The 17,492-nt window shown below is 59.4% G+C and carries 16 protein-coding genes; 10 read left to right on the forward strand and 6 right to left on the reverse strand.

From position 1 onward, the window contains the following. Window positions 1-56: 56 nt before the first annotated feature. Window positions 57-446: a C-GCAxxG-C-C family protein gene (locus NI20_RS0102350; RefSeq protein WP_033119841.1), complete on the reverse strand. Its 390-nt coding sequence runs from the start codon at window positions 444-446 to the stop codon at window positions 57-59. A gap of 153 nt (window positions 447-599) precedes the next feature. On the opposite strand from NI20_RS0102350, the gene NI20_RS0102355 reads away from it, so the two are divergent. The 4 genes from NI20_RS0102355 to NI20_RS0102370 all read left to right on the forward strand — a co-directional run bounded on the left by NI20_RS0102355 (window position 600) and on the right by NI20_RS0102370 (window position 4,123). Further along, on the forward strand, window positions 600-1,130 hold the full coding sequence (locus tag NI20_RS0102355; protein WP_033119842.1) for a ribonuclease domain-containing protein: 531 nt from the start codon (window positions 600-602) through the stop codon (window positions 1,128-1,130). Window positions 1,131-1,135: 5 nt separating this feature from the next. After that, window positions 1,136-1,426 carry a barstar family protein gene (locus NI20_RS0102360; RefSeq protein WP_052084369.1) on the forward strand — a complete coding sequence of 97 codons (291 nt, stop codon included), beginning with the start codon at window positions 1,136-1,138 and terminating at the stop codon, window positions 1,424-1,426. A gap of 132 nt (window positions 1,427-1,558) precedes the next feature. Further along, window positions 1,559-2,122 (forward strand): TetR/AcrR family transcriptional regulator, encoded by a 564-nt coding sequence (locus NI20_RS0102365; RefSeq protein WP_033119843.1) that lies wholly within the window; start codon window positions 1,559-1,561, stop codon window positions 2,120-2,122. Window positions 2,123-2,344: 222 nt separating this feature from the next. Further along, entirely contained in the window at window positions 2,345-4,123 is a 1,779-nt protein-coding gene (locus NI20_RS0102370) for an oleate hydratase (RefSeq protein ID WP_033119844.1), read from the forward strand. A gap of 87 nt (window positions 4,124-4,210) precedes the next feature. Here NI20_RS0102370 and NI20_RS15305 read toward each other — a convergent pair whose 3' ends face one another. Beyond that, complete coding sequence (locus tag NI20_RS15305) at window positions 4,211-4,381, reverse strand: hypothetical protein (protein ID WP_177610585.1); 171 nt, start codon at window positions 4,379-4,381, stop codon at window positions 4,211-4,213. A gap of 145 nt (window positions 4,382-4,526) precedes the next feature. Here NI20_RS15305 and NI20_RS13980 point away from each other — a divergent pair, with 145 nt between their 5' ends. Together NI20_RS13980 and NI20_RS0102380 are read left to right on the forward strand one after the other, a co-directional pair. Next, a complete protein-coding gene (locus tag NI20_RS13980; protein WP_052084370.1) occupies window positions 4,527-5,570 on the forward strand; it encodes a bifunctional histidine phosphatase family protein/GNAT family N-acetyltransferase in 1,044 nt (347 codons plus the stop codon). Continuing rightward, a complete protein-coding gene (locus NI20_RS0102380; RefSeq protein WP_033119845.1) occupies window positions 5,567-7,546 on the forward strand; it encodes a YgiQ family radical SAM protein in 1,980 nt (659 codons plus the stop codon). The genes NI20_RS13980 and NI20_RS0102380 overlap by 4 nt, the downstream gene beginning before the upstream one ends. 133 nt (window positions 7,547-7,679) lie before the next feature. Here NI20_RS0102380 and NI20_RS0102385 read toward each other — a convergent pair whose 3' ends face one another. From NI20_RS0102385 to thrC, 4 genes are all read right to left on the reverse strand, one after another. After that, entirely contained in the window at window positions 7,680-8,681 is a 1,002-nt protein-coding gene (locus tag NI20_RS0102385; protein ID WP_033119846.1) for an ATPase P, read from the reverse strand. A gap of 63 nt (window positions 8,682-8,744) precedes the next feature. Continuing rightward, window positions 8,745-10,244 carry a carbon starvation protein A gene (locus NI20_RS0102390; protein WP_033119847.1) on the reverse strand — a complete coding sequence of 500 codons (1,500 nt, stop codon included), beginning with the start codon at window positions 10,242-10,244 and terminating at the stop codon, window positions 8,745-8,747. A gap of 158 nt (window positions 10,245-10,402) precedes the next feature. Beyond that, window positions 10,403-11,008, reverse strand: coding sequence for a bifunctional phosphoserine phosphatase/homoserine phosphotransferase ThrH (thrH, locus tag NI20_RS0102395; protein WP_033119848.1), 606 nt, complete (start codon window positions 11,006-11,008; stop codon window positions 10,403-10,405). A 15-nt stretch (window positions 11,009-11,023) separates the two neighbouring features. Then, window positions 11,024-12,508, reverse strand: a complete 1,485-nt coding sequence (gene thrC / locus NI20_RS0102400; RefSeq protein WP_033119849.1) for a threonine synthase — start codon at window positions 12,506-12,508, stop codon at window positions 11,024-11,026. Window positions 12,509-12,692: 184 nt separating this feature from the next. On the opposite strand from thrC, the gene NI20_RS0102405 reads away from it, so the two are divergent. From NI20_RS0102405 to NI20_RS0102420, 4 genes are all read left to right on the forward strand, one after another. Beyond that, on the forward strand, window positions 12,693-13,799 hold the full coding sequence (locus tag NI20_RS0102405) for a homoserine dehydrogenase (RefSeq protein WP_052084371.1): 1,107 nt from the start codon (window positions 12,693-12,695) through the stop codon (window positions 13,797-13,799). Window positions 13,800-13,804: 5 nt separating this feature from the next. Next, a complete protein-coding gene (locus NI20_RS0102410; RefSeq protein ID WP_033119850.1) occupies window positions 13,805-15,130 on the forward strand; it encodes an aspartate kinase in 1,326 nt (441 codons plus the stop codon). Beyond that, window positions 15,127-16,128, forward strand: a complete 1,002-nt coding sequence (locus tag NI20_RS0102415; RefSeq protein ID WP_033119851.1) for an aspartate-semialdehyde dehydrogenase — start codon at window positions 15,127-15,129, stop codon at window positions 16,126-16,128. Before NI20_RS0102410 ends, NI20_RS0102415 begins: the two co-directional genes overlap by 4 nt. A 342-nt stretch (window positions 16,129-16,470) precedes the next feature. Beyond that, window positions 16,471-17,487, forward strand: coding sequence for a LacI family DNA-binding transcriptional regulator (locus tag NI20_RS0102420; RefSeq protein WP_033119852.1), 1,017 nt, complete (start codon window positions 16,471-16,473; stop codon window positions 17,485-17,487). Window positions 17,488-17,492 lie beyond the last annotated feature (5 nt).

The following is a 17,492-nucleotide window of genomic DNA, read 5'->3' on the forward strand; positions in this document are numbered from 1 at the left end:
TCGATGGTGGTTTTATTTTTTACTCAGCGCTCTCAGTGAACTGGGCTTTTCTCCCTTTACTCCCCCAGCATCTCTCCTGCGGCGAGGACGGCGTTGCGGACGCACTGCGCGCATGGACAGAGGGCCTTGCCGGTCTCCACGCCCTTTAAGTCCTTGCAGATCGTCGCGCCGCTCTTTTCCTGAAAGCTCGTAAGGATGCTGCGGGCCGTGCGCGGCGTGCCCTTGCCGTCCGTCACGCTGCCCGCGGCCATCACCGCGCCGATCAGCGCGCCGCAGGTGGCCTGCATGCAGCCCATGCCCGCGCCGTAACCCGCGCCGAGCTTCATCAACGTATCGTGGTTGACTGGAATTTTATCCTCCCACGCGCACAGCACCGACTGGGTGCAGTTGCCCTTTCCCGCGGCAAATGTTTCCACCGCCAGCTCGGCGCGCTCTTCAATCGTCATTGTTTCTATCTCCTTTGCTTTTTGATCCATTCCGACTTGCCGGTCGTTCCCCCTATCGTACTCACAACGGCGCGCGAAGTCAACCGCCGCGCGTGCTGGATTTTTGCCCGCAGCCGTGCTATGATGGAGAAAATCACCACAGGAGGATTCCCAATGAAGAAACAACTGACCGCATGGCTGCTCGCGCTCGTGATGCTCTTCTCGCTCGTCGGCTGCGGCGCGGGTGCGCCGGTGCAGGACGAAACCAACTTGCCGCAGCAGGAGCAGCAGGATGCGCAGAACGCACCGTCCGAAGACGCCGATACGCTAAGCGACGACGATGCATCCGCCCCTCAGATCGACGAGGACGGTGCCTACACAACCAAGGACGACGTCGCGCTCTATATCCACACCTACGGACATTTACCGGACAACTTCATCACCAAGAAAGATGCCCAGGCCCTCGGCTGGCCGGGCGGATCGCTCGAGCCCTACGCGCCGGGCAAGTGCATTGGCGGCAGCCGGTTCGGCAACTACGAAGGTCTCTTGCCCGAGGCGGACGGACGCACCTACACCGAATGCGACATCGACACGCTGGGCGCGGATTCGCGCGGGGGCAAACGCATCGTCTTCTCAAACGACGGCCTCATTTACTACACCGAAGACCACTACGAGACCTTTGAACTGCTGTACGGAGAGGAGTGACGGCCATGCGCTTTGTATTAGATGTCTCCGCCTGCGAGACCGCTGAAGACCTGCACCGCGCGCTCGCGGAGGGTCTTCACTTTCCCGCGTGGTACGGCGGCAATCTCGACGCCCTGCACGACTGCCTGACGGACCTGAATGAGCCGACGGAGCTGATCGTCCGCGGCACTTCGGCGCTTGACGAGCTGCTCGGTCGCCGCGCCAACGCCTTCCGCCGCGTGCTCAATGACAGCGCAGAGGAGAATCCGAATCTCACCATGCGGTTTGAAGAAGCGGTCCAGGACAGCATAAACTGAATTGAAAAAGAGGACGATAAGCGTCCTCTTTTTTGATTCAGTGGAGAATTTACAAAAACTTCTCCCATTTCCGCCGCTTTCCATGGTATGATGAAAATAACCGATTATTCCTGATAGAAAGAGGAGACCGCCATGTCACAGGTGACCAAACGCGCGCTCGAGGCGTCGCTCAAAAATCTGCTGCTGCAAAAGCCCCTGAGCAAGATCACCATCAGCGATATCACGGAGGACTGCGGCATCAACCGCATGACGTTTTACTACCACTTCAAGGACATTTACGACCTTGTCGAATGGTCGTGTCAGGAGGACGCCAGCAAGGCGCTCGCAGGCAACAAGACCTATGAGACGTGGCAGCAGGGCTTTTTGCAGCTCTTTAAGGCCGTGCAGGACAACAAGCCCTTCATTATGAATGTCTACCACTCCTTCAGCCGCGAGCAGGTGGAAAATTACCTCTACAAGGTCACCTACGATCTGCTCGAGGGCGTGGTCGAGGAGCAGGCGCAGGGCATGAGCGTGCGTGACGAGGACAAGGCCTTCATCGCGACGGTCTACAAGTACGCTTTCGTTGGTTTGATGCTCGACTGGATCAAAAACGACATGAAGGGCGACCCGCAGCAGCTTGTCGACCGGCTTGAGCTCGTCATCCACGGCAATGTCCGTGCCGCGCTCGAGCGGCTGCGCATCGATAAGGCGTGACGGTTTCCCTGCTTTCATCAAAAGCGGCAGAATGATAAAAATTTTTACAGCTTTTCGGGCGGTGATAAGTTTCTTATCATCGCCCGATTTCTGCTGATTGTTCTTTTCGCAAAACCGCGGTATGCTTTCACCATCGAAAGGAAAACATACCGTTGATTCCCAAGGTTGAATGTGTTTCGTGGATCAGCGGTTTCACAGACAGTTTGAAAGGAGAAATGATTTATGTATTATTCCAGCGGTAACTATGAAGCGTTCGCCCGTCCTAAGAAGCCCGAAGGCGTGGACAACAAGTCCGCCTATATCGTCGGCAGCGGCCTCGCCGCGCTGACTGCCGCCTGCTACCTCGTGCGTGACGGCCAGATGAAGGGTGAGCACGTGCACGTGCTCGAAAAGGGTGATCTGCCCGGCGGCGCGTGCGACGGCTACAAGTTCGAAAACCTCGGCTACGTGATGCGCGGTGGCCGCGAGATGGACAACCATTTCGAGGTCATGTGGGACCTGTTCCGCTCCATCCCCTCCATCGAGACGGAGGGCGTGAGCGTGCTCGACGAGTACTACTGGCTCAACAAGGAAGACCCCAACTATTCCCTCTGCCGCGCGACCGTCAACCGCGGTCAGGACGCGCACACCGACGGCAAGTTCGACATCTCCGACAAGGGCGCGATGGAGATCATGAAGCTCTTCTTCACCCCCAACGAGCAGCTGCAGGACAAGAAGATCACCGACTTCTTCGATGACGAGGTCCTGAATTCCAATTTCTGGCTCTATTGGCGCACGATGTTCGCCTTTGAAAACTGGCACAGCGCGCTCGAGATGAAGCTCTATATCCAGCGATATATCCACCACATCGGTGGCCTGCCCGACTTCACAGCGCTGCGCTTCACGAAGTATAACCAGTACGAGTCCATGATCCTCCCGATGGTCAAGTACCTTGAGAGCCACAACGTTCAGTTCCACTACGGCGTGCAGGTCGCAAATGTCGAATTCGACTGCTCTGACCCCAAGCACAAGCTGGCTAAGCGCATCGACGTGATCCGTGAGGGCAAGAAGGAGGCCATCGACCTCACCGAGAACGACCTCGTTTTCATCACCAACGGCGGCTGCGTCGAGAATTCCTCCATGGGCAGCCAGAACACCCCCGCCCAGTTCAACACCGAGCTCAAAGAGGGCGGCGGCTGGGATATGTGGCGCAAGATCGCCGCGCAGGACCCGTCCTTCGGTCATCCCGACAAGTTCTGCCATGACCCCGAGCAGACCAACTGGATGAGCGCGACCGTCGAGACCCTCGACCAGAAGATCATCCCCTATATCAAGAACATCTGCAAGCGCGACCCGTTCACCGGCCACGTCGTCACCGGCGGCATCGTCACCGTGAAGGATTCCTCCTGGCTGATGAGCTGGACCATCAACCGCCAGCCGCAGTTCCGCACGCAGCCCAAGGACCACTGCCTCGTCTGGGTCTACTCCCTCTTCACCGACAAGCCGGGCGATTATATCAAAAAGCCCATGCGCGAGTGCACCGGCAAGGAGATCTGCATGGAGTGGCTGTACCACATCGGCGTGCCCGAGGACCAGATCGAAGAGCTCGCGACGAACAGTGCCAACACCGTGCCCGTCATGATGCCGTATATCGACGCGTTCTTCATGCCGCGCGCCTATGGCGACCGCCCGAACGTCGTGCCCGAGGGCAGCGTCAACTTCGCCTTCCTCGGTCAGTTTGCCGAGACCCCGCGCGACACGATCTTCACCACCGAGTATTCCATGCGCACCGGCATGGAGGCCGTCTATACGCTGCTGAACGTCGACCGCGGCGTGCCTGAGGTCTGGGGCAGCGTGTATGATGTGCGCGATCTGCTCAACGCCACCGTCAAGCTGCGCGACGGCAAGAAGGCCACCGACATGGACATGGGTTTCATGGAAAAGATGGCCGTCAAGAAGGCCCTCGGCAAGATCGAAGGCACCGACATCGAAAAGCTCCTCAAGGAGTACGGCGTCATCTAAGGATAAAAACAAGCAGGATGGCAAGGAAATAATGAGAAAGGGCGGGAGCTAAAGCTCCCGCCCTTTCTTTGCGCTCTCGCGTCTATTTCACCGGTGCATTAAGTCGCTCAGCGCGCCGTCCACGGCGGTACCCATCTGCTGCATGGTGCGGCCCACGCAGGTCTTCATGGCTTTGCGCTTTTCTGCGACGGTCATGCCGATGATCGCGCCGGCGGCCATGCCGGCAGCCATACCGCGCCAGAATGCGGTATCACACATATCGATCACTCCTTTGCTCACGCGCTTAGTCTGTCCACACAAGATCGCGTCATACGCGGCAATTTTTGCCGCAAATCGCCCTTGCTGAATGCCTCTTTTCGGCCTATAATGAAAATGAGAAAAAGTAAGCATGAAGGAGAACCATATGACCACGATTTATCTCATCCGCCACGCCGAGGCAGAAGGCAACCTCTATCGCCGCGCGCACGGCTGGTACAACAGCATCATCACCGACCGCGGCTACCGCCAGATCGCCGCGCTCGCAAAGCGCTTTGCCGATACAAAATTCGACGCCGTTTACTCAAGCGACCGCTTCCGCACGATGATCACGGCGCTTGCCATCTATAAAACGCACGGCCTGCCGCTGCGCACTGTCCGTGCCCTGCGCGAGATCGACGTCGGCTATTGGGAGGATACGCCCTGGGCCGAGCTTGAGCGCACCGATCCCGAGCAGCTCGCCTATTTCAGCAACGATTCGCAGAAATGGCACGTCGACGGCTGCGAGAGCTTTGCCGAGGTCCGCGACCGCATGCGCAAGGTCCTCACCGATATCGCCAAGGCGCATCCCAACGAGACCGTCGCCGTTTTCTCCCACGGCATGGCAATGCGCATCATTGTCGGCACACTTCAGGGCATGACGCTGCACGAGATCGACAGGACCGGCCACGCGGAAAATACTGCCGTCGCCAAGCTCGAATACGAAAACGGGAGTTTTAATGTCGTCTTCCGCGACGACGCGTCCCACCTCGGCGATGACATCGCCACCATCCGCAAGCAGCCGTGGGTCAACGACCCGAAGGGCTTTGAGGGCGGCATCTACTACCGCTCCTCGGGCGAAAGCGGACACTTCGACGTGATGCACGGCGGCGATGTCATCGGCGCGGTCAGCGTTGTCTCCTGCCGCAGCGGTGTGGGCACGATCGGCGAATTCTGGCTCGAAGAGGACGCGCAGAAGCGCGACCTCGGCGAAAAGCTCGTCGGTCAGGCACTCTCTTACGCGCGCTCGCATGGCTGCTCCATCCTCTCGACCGGCCGCATCGCTAAGAGCAATTTGGTCGGCCTCCACTGCGCGGAAAAGTGGGGCTTCCACCCCGTCTGCGAGGATGCGGAAAGCGTCACTTTTGAGAAGAATTATGAATACGATGAGGAATCCTGCTGGAAGAGATTGCAGGAAGTTATCGAACAATGAAGAAAAAAAAGATCGAAAAGGCTTTTCTGCCGGTCTCGAAGGACGAGATGGTCGAGCGCGGCTGGTACTACTATGATTTCCTTGTTGTCACGGCGGACGCGTATATCGACCATCCGAGCTTCGGCACAGCGATCATCGCGCGTGTTCTGGAGGCCGAGGGCTACCGCGTGGCCGTGCTCGCCCAGCCGGACTGGCACAGCGCGGACGCTTTCCGCGCGATGGGCCGTCCGCGCTACGGCGTGATGATCGGCGGCGGCAACATCGACTCGATGGTCGCGCACTACACGGCGGCGAAAAAGCGCCGCACGCAGGACCTCTACTCCCCCGGCAACCGGATGGGCCTGCGGCCCGACCGCCCGACCATCGTGTACGCCAACCGCTGCCGCGAGGCCTTCGGCAATATCCCCATCGTCGTCGGCGGACTGGAGGCAAGCCTGCGCCGCTTTGCGCACTACGACTACTGGGATGACAAGGTCCGCCGCGCGCTCATTTTCGACGCACAGGCAGACCTGCTCGTCTACGGCATGGGCGAATACGCCACACGCGAGATTGCGCGCCGGCTCTCCAAGGGCGAAAAGGCAGATGCCTTGACAGATATTCGCGGCACGGCGTTTGTGACGCGCACGCCCGAAGTCTGCGCCTTCGACCATGTCGAGTGCCCGTCATATGAAGAGGTGTGCGGGGACAAGCACGCCTACGCGCTCGCGACAAAGCTCGAATACGAGGAGCACGACCCCATTCGCGGCAAAGCGCTCTGGCAGGCGCACGGGCGTGACACGCTCGTCGTCAATCCGCCCGCGATGCCGCTTTCGCGCGAAGAGCTCGACGAGGTCGCTGAGCTCCCCTACATGCGCGAGGTGCACCCGATGTACGACGCTCTCGGCGGCGTCGCCGCCATCGAGGAGGTGCGCTTTTCCGTCGCGCACAACCGCGGGTGCTTCGGCGGATGCAACTTCTGCTCGCTGGCGTTCCATCAGGGGCGCATGATCACCTCGCGCTCGATTGAATCCTGCGTGCGCGAGGTCGAGGGCTTTACCCGCGACCCGAAGTTCAAAGGATACGTCCACGACGTCGGCGGTCCGAGCGCCAACTTCCGCCATCCGTCGTGCAAGGATCAGCTGAAGCGCGGCATGTGCCGCAACAAAAACTGCCTCGCCCCCTACCCCTGCAAAAATCTCGATCCCGACCACTCGGAATATGTCGAGCTGCTGCGTCGTCTTCGCGCGATCCCCGGCGTGAAGAAGGTCTTCGTCCGCTCGGGCATCCGGTATGACTATCTGCTTGAGGACAAGGGAAGTCCCTTTCTGTCCGAGCTCGTCAAGTACCACATCTCCGGCCAACTCAAGGTCGCGCCCGAGCACTGCGTGGCGGGCGTGCTCGACTACATGGGAAAGCCGCACTTCGACGTGTTTGAAAAATTCTGGGACAAGTACCGCTCCGTGAACGAAAAGAACGGGCGCGAGCAGTATCTCGTTCCCTACCTCATGTCGTCCCACCCCGGCTGCACGCTCGAGGACGCCGTGCAGCTCGCGGAATTCCTGCACTCCACGGGGCATAAGCCCGAGCAGGTGCAGGACTTCTACCCCACGCCCGGTACGCTCTCGACCTGCATGTACTACACCGGCATCGACCCGCGCGATATGACACCTGTCTTCGCCGAGACGACGCCGCACGGCAAGGAATTGCAGCGCGCGCTGCTCCAGTGGTTCCGCCCCGACAAGAAAAAGCTCGTCATCGAGGCGCTCAAAAAGGCCGGACGCGAGGATCTCATCGGCTACGGGCCGAAGTGCCTTGTCCGCCCGTACGGCGATGACCGCGCGATGCCGCACGGCAAATCCGGCGGCGGCAAAAAGCCCTCCGCCGCGCCCCGCGGCGGGCAGAGCCCGAAGAGCAGCGGCACTGACAAGCCGAAAAACTTTAAGCGCAAATCCGGCTGGGCCAAGCCAAAGCCCACGGCAAAGAGCAAAAAGAGATAAAAAATGCTTGCAAAGCAATCACTTTGCAAGCATTTTTCTTTTACCGCTCTTATATTCACTTGCCAGGCGACAGAAAAAAGCCCATGGGTTTGCAAAATCCACGGGCTTTTTGACGAAATGAATCGATATACGCTCACTGATAATCGCTCAGCAGGAACATCGACTTGATAGCGACGACCTCGTCGTATTCCTCCTGCGAGACCTGCACGTCGGCGTTGAGCGCCTTGAGGTCGGTCTTGAGCACCTCGAGCGCCTCATCTGCGCTCTGGGCGCGGCCCTCGCGCAGGATGCGGATCATGCGCGTGAGAACAACAGGGTGCGCATAGCGCGCCGGCAGCGGAAAATCGTCCGGCAGGACGTGGGCAAGGTTGGCCTGTGCCTCTTCCCAGGCGCGGGCGACGGCCTTTTTGTTGTTCTTCGCCGTGGGCAGCACGTGCGCGCCCGAGAAGAAAAAGATCGCAGCAAAGCCGAAGAGGGCAAAATACATGCCGAAATCTCCGCCGTTGCGCCATGAGATGATGCCGTACACCAGCGCCGCTGCGCCCGCCAGCACGATGGCCAGCGCGACCCAGCGGTAGGCGGGGTTCGTATGCTGGTTCACTCGCTTGGCTCTGGCCGCCTTGGAGAGCTGCCCTGTCAGCTCAGGGTAACCGGAGAGGAACTTCTGCGCCTTTTCCAGCTCTTCTTTCGCGCTCTGCGCGTCGCTCGTCAGCTCGGAAAGATAGCGCGCAGCCTCTTCCTTTGCCTTCTGCTCCAAGCGCTGCTCGCCGCCGACGCTCAGCGTCGGGATCTCGGGATGCACTTCCCCGATATAGGCGAGCATCGCGTCCACGTCTTCCTCGCGCTTGAAGGTACACTGCTTTTCCCTCCCGCCGTCATACTGCACCACAAGGTATGGGATCGCGCCGAACACGCCCTTGCCCGAAAAGCCGCCCTGGCTCATCGCCACGCGCTTGAAGACGCGGCGCACCGACGAAAAGGCGACATAGTAGCGCCGGTCGATAAAATAGCTATTCAAAAACAGCGCCTCTTTCCCCACGCCGCAGGGGCCGAAACGCTTGCAGGACTTCTTGTCCGCGGCGACAGCTTCGGCGTTGAGACTCGTTTCGCCAAGGCACACAGGTGCAAAAATCATAAAGCTCCTCCAAAATTTGAAAAAAGCGGTGGGAGAGCATTCTCCCACCGCTCTACGAATAGTTTACTTGTGCAGCGTCTCGTAGTGAGGCTGGGTGTGGCGCTTCTTGATGGTGTACAGGAAGATGCCAAGGAACAAGATAGCGGCGATGATACCGACGGGGTAAGCGACCGCAGTGTTGTAAATGGTAGCGCCGTCAGCAGTCTTGGTATTCAGGAACTGGCCGAGGCACTCGTTGCCCAGCAGGAAGTACGTCACGGACACAGCGCTCATGAAGGTAGCGGGAACAGCGGTGATCCAGTAGTTTTTCTTATCATAGAAGAGGTACATGGAAGCGGCCCACAGAACGATCATGGCGAGGGTCTGGTTCGTCCAGCTGAAGTAACGCCAAATGATGGTGTAGTCGATCTTGCCGAGGGCGTTGCCGATGCCGAGGATTGCGCCGACGCCGAGGACGGGCACGCAGAGGATCAGACGGTTCTTCCAACTCTTCTGCTCCATGTGGAACCAGTCGGCCAGAACAAGACGGGCAGAACGGAACGCCGTATCACCGGAGGTGATGGGGCAGGCGATAACGCCGAGCATGGCGAGCGCGATGCCCACGCCGCCCATGGTCTTGGAGCAGACATCGTAAACAGCGGTGGAACCGCCGCCGCCGAGAGCGAGGAGCTCTTCGCCGGTGTAGAGAGCGCAGCCGGCAGCAGCCCAGATCAGAGCGATGATACCCTCAGAGACCATTGCGCCGTAGAAGACGAAGTGGCCCTGCTTCTCGCTCTTCATGCAGCGAGCCATCAGGGGGCTCTGCGTGGCATGGAAGCCGGAGATCGCGCCGCAGGCGACGGTGATGAACATGAAGCTCCAGATCGGAGTACCCTGCGGGTGGAGGTTGGCAAAGTTGTTCCAGATCTCGGGGATCTCATAGCCCTTGGTGAAGATACCCAGAGCCACGCCGAGCGCCATAATGATCAGGCAGATACCGAACAGGGGGTAAATCTTACCGATGATCTTGTCGATGGACAGGAACGTTGCGATGAAGTAATAGATCAGGATCAGGGCCAGCCAGAACAGCTTGCTGGCCACAATGCCGGTGCTGCCGCCGTTGGTGAACAGCAGCTGGATCAGACCGGCAGGGCCGACCGCAAAGACCGTACCGACCATGACGAGCAGCACCACGCTGAACACACGCATGACGTTCTTCATCGCGCCGCCGAGGTAGATACCGGAGATCTCGGAGATGGAAGCGCCTTCGTTACGCTCGCTCATCATACCGGAGAAATAGTCGTGAACCGCACCGGCAAAAATCGTACCGAAAGTGATCCACAGGAAAACCACAGGGCCCCACAGAGCGCCGCTCAAAGCGCCGAAGATAGGGCCGAGACCCGCGATGTTCAGAAGCTGGATCATAAACAGCTTCCACTGCGGCAGAACCATGTAGTCCACGCCATCGTTGATCTTGACAGCCGGCGTTTCACGGTCGTCAGGGCCGAAGGTCTTTTCGACGATGCCACCGTAAACGAAGTAGCCGCCGATCAGCAATGCGAGGCAGATCAGAAAGCTAAACATTTTTCTCCTCCTATTTTATTACAAATGTTTGCCTTGCAGGAGAATTTCCCCTGCGTTTCGCCTGATTATAATAATTTTTTGGAGAAAAAAGTCAATCGTCAAAATGAACAAATTTTGAATGAATGTTATTTCATTCGAGCTGGATATTTGTTTTTCCCTTATGCGCGGATGACCTGCTCGATGGCCGCTAAAAGCTCGTCGTAGCCCTCAAAAGCGGGCAGATGCGGGTAGTCGTGCTTGATCTTTTCCGTCGTGCGGAACAGGAAGCCCGCCTTGGACGCTTCGATCATTTCGAGGTCGTTGTAGCTGTCGCCGCTGGCGATGGTCTCAAAGCCGATGGACTGAAGGCCGCGCACGGTCGTAAGCTTGGAATGCTCGCATCTCATCTTGATGCCGCTGATGAATCCGTCGGTGTCCACCTCGAGAGAGTTGCAGAAAATGGTCGGCCAGCCGAGTTTTTTCATCAGCGGTTGTGCAAATTCCTCAAAGGTGTCGCTCAAAATGATGGCCTGCGTCTCAGATCTCAGCTTGTCGAGGAATTCTTTCGCCCCCGGCAGCGGGTCAATGCGCGCGATAGTCTCCTGGATTTCCTTGAGTCCCAGGCCGTGCTCGCGGAGCGCACCCAGGCGCCATTTCATCAGCTTGTCGTAGTCCGGCTCGTCGCGCGTGGTGCGCGTCAGCTCGGGAATGCCGCTCTCGCGGGCAAATTCGATCCAAATTTCGGGGACGAGCACGCCCTCCATATCAAGGCAGGTAATATACATGTTTATTCTCCTTTATCACTTTTCCGCCGCGGCCTTGCCGAGCACGTAGTCGAGCATCTCGCCGCGGTCGATCACGTCGCGGTGACGCACCGCGCGGGAGCGTAGGTCGGCAAGATTCTTCGGCACGGGCACGCCCGTGACCTTGTGGAGCTGCTCCATCACGTCGAACTCGTCGCCCTCGGCCTTTTCGCCGATGCCCTCGAGCACGGCGGCGGGGAATTTATAAGGAGAGGCAGTGGAGAGCACGACGACGGCGTTGTGCTCGGGGTTCGCCTGCTTGTACTGCTGCGCCACGTCCCAGGCGACCGCCGTGTGCGTGTCGCAGAGGTAATGGTCGTCCTTCCAGACCTTGCCGATGGCGGTTTTCGCACCCTCGTCGCCGCAGAAGCCTGCCCAGAAGAGCTCGTGCAGCTTTTCGAGCATGTCCGCGGGCACCTCGTACTCACCGTTTTCGCTGAGCTGCTTCATTAAATCCGCGATGAGCTTGTCGTCGCCGGAGAGGAGATAGAGCAGGCGCTCCAAGTTACTGGAGACGAGAATGTCCATCGAGGGGGACACGGTCTTGTAGAAGGGGCGGCGGCGGTCATAGCGGCCCGTGCGCAGGAAGTCGGTCAGCACATTGTTGGCGTTGGACGCGCACACGAGCTTGCCGACGGGGAGTCCCATCTCCTTGGCAAAGTAGCCTGCGAGGATATCGCCGAAGTTGCCGGTCGGCACGACGTAGTCGACCTTGTCGCCCGGCTGGATGCGGCCCGCCTGCACGAGGTCGGCGTACGCTCTATAATAATAGACGACCTGCGGGGCGAGGCGGCCAATGTTGATGGAGTTGGCCGAGGATAGGCGAACGCCCTTGCCCTCGAGCAGCTGATCCTTACTGACGGCGGAGAAAATTTTCTTCACGCCGGTCTGCGCATCGTCGAAGTTGCCGCGTACCGCGCACACGCAGACGTTTTCGCCCGCCTGCGTCGCCATCTGCGCCTGCTGCACGGCGCTCACGCCGCCGTGGGGGTAGAAGACGATGATCTTCGTGCCCGTCACATCGCAGAAGCCCTCCATCGCCGCCTTGCCGGTGTCGCCGGACGTGGCGGTCAGGATCAGGATCTCATCGTCCACGCCGAGCTTTTCCTTCGACGCGGTCATCAGGCGCGGCAGCATCGAGAGCGCCACATCCTTAAAAGCGCTCGTCGGCCCGCGGAAAAGCTCGAGGATGAAGTTCTCACCGACGGGGACGGTCGGGGTCAGGTGGTCGGTCTCGAACTTGCCGGTATAGCCGTCGTGGACGAGCTTTGCCATCTCCGCTTCCGAAAAGTCGGGCAGGAGCTTGGATAAGATCTTCGTCGACATGGACATCGTGTCCATATTTAATACAGTAGTATAGTCGAACTTGACCTCGTCAAACGACGGCATCGTGTAGAGGCCGCCGTCGGGGGCAAGGCCGTTTAAGATGGCCTGCGCGCTGCTGGCCTTTAAATTTTTGTCACGGGTGCTCTGATACTGCATGGATGTTTCCTCCTGTATCTCACGGGAAAAGTTTTTTGTTTTCCCTATTGTATTTTCACAAACGCTATGTTATATTGTTTCCATCAAAAAGTCAAGTGTTTTTCTTCGGCGGACAGTTTCGGCGTAAGTCACAAATTCGTCCGCACTTGACGGAGTATCCAAAAAAGAAAGAAGGTCATTCCCCGTGAATATTGCGCTACTGGGCTTCGGCACCGTCGGTTCCCATTTTTATAAGCTGTGCGAGGGGCGAACCGATCTGCATGTTGCAGCTGTTCTCTCCCGCCGTCCCCGCCCGGAGCTCACATGCACCGTGACCGCCGATTACGACGAGATCGTGCGCGATCCCTCGATTGATATTGTGGTGGAAGTCATGGGCGGCATCGAGCCGGCGTACAGCTACCTCTGCGCGGCCATGCGTGCGGGCAAGCACGTCGTCACCGCGAACAAGCAGCTCATGTGCGCCCACTTCGAAGAGCTCACCTCCCTTGCTAGGGAAAAGGGCGTGGCGCTGCGCTGCACCGCCGCCGCGGGCGGCGGCATCCCCTGGCTCACCTCCCTCTCCCGCGCGTCCGAGCTCGATGAGATCAAGGCCGTCGAGGGCATTCTGAACGGCACAACGAATTACATGCTTTCCGCCATGACGAATTCCGGCGCGGATTATGCGCCCGCGCTGCAAAAGGCGCAGGAGCTCGGCTACGCCGAGGCCGACCCCACCGCAGATGTCGAGGGTCTGGACGCGCGCCGCAAGATCGTCCTCTCCGCTGACCTTGCCTTCGGCGTGAACATCAGGGAAGAGGACATCCCCTGTGTCGGTATCTCGTCCATCACCGCGGGCGACATCGCCAAGGCGAAGGACGAGGGCCTGACCTACAAGCTCATTGCCCGAGCGGAGAAAAACGGCCGTGCCGTGGCCGCGTTCGTCTGCCCGACGCTTTTCCCCTCCTCCGCGCCCGAGGCGCATACCGACGGCACCGGCAACCTCGTCACGCTGTTCGCATCGCGCTTTGGCAAGCAGAGCTTTTCCGGCGCGGGCGCAGGCGGCTACCCGACCGGCTCGAACGTGCTGCGCGACTGTCTCGACGTCGCCGACGGCTGCCGCAGCTTCTATGCTGACTCTTTCACCCCCTGCTCGGTGAACCTATCCGGCACGCAGTGCAAGTGGCTGTTCCGCTGCATGGGCGAATACTTTACCCGCGAGTGCAGCGCCCGCGAGGCGTTCGACGCCTATGAATCTTACCGAAAGGACGACCCGCACGCGCTGCTTGCGCGCTACGCGGCCGAAGAGGAATAAACTCCATGCTCAAAGTTTTGAAATTCGGCGGTTCGTCGCTCGCTGACGCCCGCCAGTTCGCCAAGGTCAAGTCCATCGTGGAAGCCGACCCCGCCCGCCGCGTGGTCATCGTCTCCGCGCCGGGTAAGCGCTTCTCCGGCGACCATAAGATCACCGATCTTCTCTATCTCTGCGCCGCGCACATCAAATACGGCGTTTCGTGCGAGGACATCTTCGCCATGATTCGTGACCGCTACAACGAGATCATCGCCGAATGTGGCCTGCACATCAGCCTCGACAAAGAGTTCGACGCGCTGTGGGACAAGATGAAAAATGGCATCAGCCAGGATGAGCTCGCCTCGCGCGGCGAATACTTCTCCGCACGGCTGATGGCCGAATACCTCGGCTATGAGTTCGTCGACGCGGCCCGCTGGATCAAGTTCAAGTTCGACGGCACCGTCGATCAGGATGCGTCCTACGAGGCGCTGCGTTCCCTCGCTGAGGACCGCAGGGTCGTCATCCCGGGCTTCTACGGCGTGATGCCCGACGGGCACATCCGCACATTCTCCCGCGGCGGCAGTGACATCACCGGCGCGCTCGCGGCGGCGGCGCTCGGCGCGGACGTATATGAGAACTGGACGGACGTCTCCGGCATCCTGATGGCCGACCCGCGCATCGTCGACGATCCCGAGCCCATCCGCCGCGTGACCTACAGCGAGCTGCGCGAGCTGAGCTACATCGGCGCGCAGGTCCTGCACGAGGGCACGATCTTCCCCGTGCGCGAGAAGAACATCCCGCTCAACATCCGCAACACCAACGCGCCCGACCATCCCGGCACAATGATTATGGAATCCATCGGCGACGAGATGGAGGAGGGCGGCTTCATCACCGGCATCGCCGGCAAGAAGGGCTTTTCCATCATCACCATCGCCAAGACCGGCATGTCGAGCGAACCGGGCTCTCTCCTGAAAATTCTCAACGTGCTCGCCAAGCATGAGGTCAACGTCGAGTATCTGCCGTCCGGCATCGACAACGTCTCGCTCGTCGTCTCGTCCGACAAGGTGTCCCGCTCACTCTACGAAATGCTGGGCGAGCTGCAAAAAGAGGTACAGCCGAATAAGATAACCGTAACGGAGCACATCGCCATTGTCGCCGCCGTTGGCCGCAAGATGGCGTACCGTCCCGGCGTTTCCGGTAAGATTTTCGCCAAGCTCGGCGAAAACGGCGTGAACATCCGCATGATCACGCAGGGCCCTGAAGAGCTCAACATCATCGTGGGCGTGGAAGAAAAAGATTTCGAACAGGCCATCCGTGTCCTGTACAATAGTTTTGTGAAGGAGAATGTAGTATGAAACAGGTCAATGTCGGTATTCTCGGCGCCACCGGCGCCGTCGGTCAGGAAATGATCAAAATTCTCGAAGAGCGCAACTTCCCCGTTGCGTCCCTTCGTCCCATCGCAAGCGCCAGAAGCGCGGGCAGCAAAATCATGTTCCGCGGTCAGGAGTGCACCATCGTCGAGGCGTCTGACGACGCGTTTGAGGGCCTTGATATCGTCCTCGGCGCGGCCGAGAACGACATCGCCGAGCGTTTTGCCCCTTCGATCGTCAAGGCGGGCGCGGTGTTCGTCGACAATTCGAGCGCGTTCCGTCTCGACCCGAACGTCCCCCTTGTCATCCCCGAGATCAACCCCGAGGACGTGAAGTGGCACAAGGGCATCATCTCGAACCCCAACTGCACCACCATCGTGACCCTCGTGGCCATTAACGCCCTCGCCAAGGAGAGCCCCATCGAGACGATCATCGCCTCTTCCTACCAGGCCGTCAGCGGCGCGGGCAAGGGCGGCATCGACGAGCTCAACAATGAGGTCAAGGCACTTTCCGAGGGCAAGCACCTTGAGCCCAAGGTCTTCCAGTATCAGATCGCGTACAACATCATCCCCCAGATCGGCGGCGAGGCCTTCGAGGGCTACACCAGCGAGGAGATGAAGATGCAGAACGAGGGCCGCAAGATCCTCCACCTGCCCGAGATGAAGGTCAGCTGTACCTGCGCGCGCGTGCCCGTCATCCGCAGCCACAGCGTTTCCGTCGTGCTGCGCACGAAGGAGAAGATCAGCGTCGAGCGTGCCAAGGAGCTCATCGCAAACGCCCCGGGCTGCAAGCTCGTCGACGACCTCAAGAACAAGGTCTACCCCATGCCGCTCGACACGTCCGATCAGGACATCGTCTATGTCGGCCGCATTCGTGAGGACCTGACCGACGAGCGCGGTCTGAACCTCTGGTGCTGCGGCGACCAGGTCCGCAAGGGCGCTGCCACCAACACCATCCAGATCGCGGAGCTGCTGCTCAAGTAAGGCTTTTTTAACCACAGATCGTTTCCCGTTTTCTGCCGCATAGCGGCGGAAAACGGGAAATTTTTTCGTTTCTGCACAGAAACGCCGATTTTGGCCCACATTTTGCTATAAGCCGCTCATAAAGCGGTACAGGCACGTCATAAGCTGAACGTTAAGAGAGCTATTCTCTGATCCTTTGGCTGTTTTGTCAATGATCGGTGCACATTTCTTGTGCGTTTCCCCCATTTTTACCACAAACAGCAAGTTTCATTTGACTTTGTCCGCTGTGGGGGCTATGCTGTAAGCATGGATTGGAAACGTTACCGGTAAGGTTTCCGGAATCATCGCAGGGGGCGCGTCGGCATGACCATCAAGGATATTGCAAAGCTCGCAGACGTGAGCGTCAGCACCGTCTCCCGTGTGCTCAACGACCGTCCGGACGTGAGTGAGGATTCCCGCAGACGGGTCCGCGCCGTCATCGAGGCGCACCGGTATGTGCCGAACAACAGCGCGCGCGACCTCGTCAAAATTCGTTCTGACGCGGTCGGCCTTGTGGTGCGCGGTGTGCAGAACCCCTTCTACACCGACATCATCCACGCCATCGAGCAGAAGCTCGACGCCTCGGGCTACACGATGGTCATGCGCCAGATCCCATCGGGCGACGACGAGATTCAGTGCGGTGCGGTGATGGAAAAGGAAAAGCGCCTGCGCGGCATTATCTTCCTCGGCGGGCGCAGCGATTATTCGCCCGAAGAGGTTTCGCTTCTCGGCGTGCCCTATGTCTGCTGCTCCTACACCAACTCCTACGGCACGCTTCCGCCGGAATCGTACTCCTCCGTCTCCATCGCCGACGAGCAGGAGGCCTACCGCGCGGTCAGCGAGCTCTACAAAAACGGTCACCGCCGCATCGCCGTGCTGACCGCCGATCCCGACGACAGCTCTATCTCCCAGCTCCGTTACCTTGGCTATCAGCGCGCGCTGCGCGATTTTGGTCTCACGGAGCATCCGGAGGACCTGATCTGTGCCGAAGACTTCACCATTGCCAACGCCTATGCCGCCATGCAAAAGCGTCTGCGCTCCCCCGCCGATTTTACCGCCGTGTTCGCCATCGCGGACGACATGGCCATCGGCGCGATGCGCGCCCTGCGCGAAAGCGGCCGCTCCATCCCTGAGGACTGCTCCGTCATCGCCATCGACGGCATCAGCGTCTCGGAATACATTCATCCCATGCTCACCACCCTCTGCCAGCCCATGACCGCCATGGGAAAGGCGAGCGTCGAGATTCTGCTCGACATCATCGAGGGACGCGGCGTTCATCGCCACGTCACTCTGCCGACCGCGCTGCGCGAGGGCGCGTCCGTGCGGCAGCTCAAGCACTGATTTTC

Origin of the sequence: Oscillibacter sp. ER4, assembly GCF_000765235.1 — a bacterium.
Classification (GTDB): Bacteria; Bacillota; Clostridia; order Oscillospirales; family Oscillospiraceae; genus Hominicoprocola; species Hominicoprocola fusiformis.

Excerpts from the sequence above, each read along its gene's own strand:
- NI20_RS0102350 (WP_033119841.1), bottom strand. The coding sequence starts at position 446 with ATGACGATTGAAGAGCGCGCCGAGCTGGCGGTGGAAACATTTGCCGCG.
- NI20_RS0102355 (WP_033119842.1), top strand. The coding sequence starts at position 600 with ATGAAGAAACAACTGACCGCATGGCTGCTCGCGCTCGTGATGCTCTTC.
- NI20_RS0102360 (WP_052084369.1), top strand. The coding sequence starts at position 1,136 with ATGCGCTTTGTATTAGATGTCTCCGCCTGCGAGACCGCTGAAGACCTG.
- NI20_RS0102365 (WP_033119843.1), top strand. The coding sequence starts at position 1,559 with ATGTCACAGGTGACCAAACGCGCGCTCGAGGCGTCGCTCAAAAATCTG.
- NI20_RS0102370 (WP_033119844.1), top strand. The coding sequence starts at position 2,345 with ATGTATTATTCCAGCGGTAACTATGAAGCGTTCGCCCGTCCTAAGAAG.
- NI20_RS15305 (WP_177610585.1), bottom strand. The coding sequence starts at position 4,381 with ATGTGTGATACCGCATTCTGGCGCGGTATGGCTGCCGGCATGGCCGCC.
- NI20_RS13980 (WP_052084370.1), top strand. The coding sequence starts at position 4,527 with ATGACCACGATTTATCTCATCCGCCACGCCGAGGCAGAAGGCAACCTC.
- NI20_RS0102380 (WP_033119845.1), top strand. The coding sequence starts at position 5,567 with ATGAAGAAAAAAAAGATCGAAAAGGCTTTTCTGCCGGTCTCGAAGGAC.
- NI20_RS0102385 (WP_033119846.1), bottom strand. The coding sequence starts at position 8,681 with ATGATTTTTGCACCTGTGTGCCTTGGCGAAACGAGTCTCAACGCCGAA.
- NI20_RS0102390 (WP_033119847.1), bottom strand. The coding sequence starts at position 10,244 with ATGTTTAGCTTTCTGATCTGCCTCGCATTGCTGATCGGCGGCTACTTC.
- thrH (WP_033119848.1), bottom strand. The coding sequence starts at position 11,008 with ATGTATATTACCTGCCTTGATATGGAGGGCGTGCTCGTCCCCGAAATT.
- thrC (WP_033119849.1), bottom strand. The coding sequence starts at position 12,508 with ATGCAGTATCAGAGCACCCGTGACAAAAATTTAAAGGCCAGCAGCGCG.
- NI20_RS0102410 (WP_033119850.1), top strand. The coding sequence starts at position 13,805 with ATGCTCAAAGTTTTGAAATTCGGCGGTTCGTCGCTCGCTGACGCCCGC.
- NI20_RS0102415 (WP_033119851.1), top strand. The coding sequence starts at position 15,127 with ATGAAACAGGTCAATGTCGGTATTCTCGGCGCCACCGGCGCCGTCGGT.
- NI20_RS0102420 (WP_033119852.1), top strand. The coding sequence starts at position 16,471 with ATGACCATCAAGGATATTGCAAAGCTCGCAGACGTGAGCGTCAGCACC.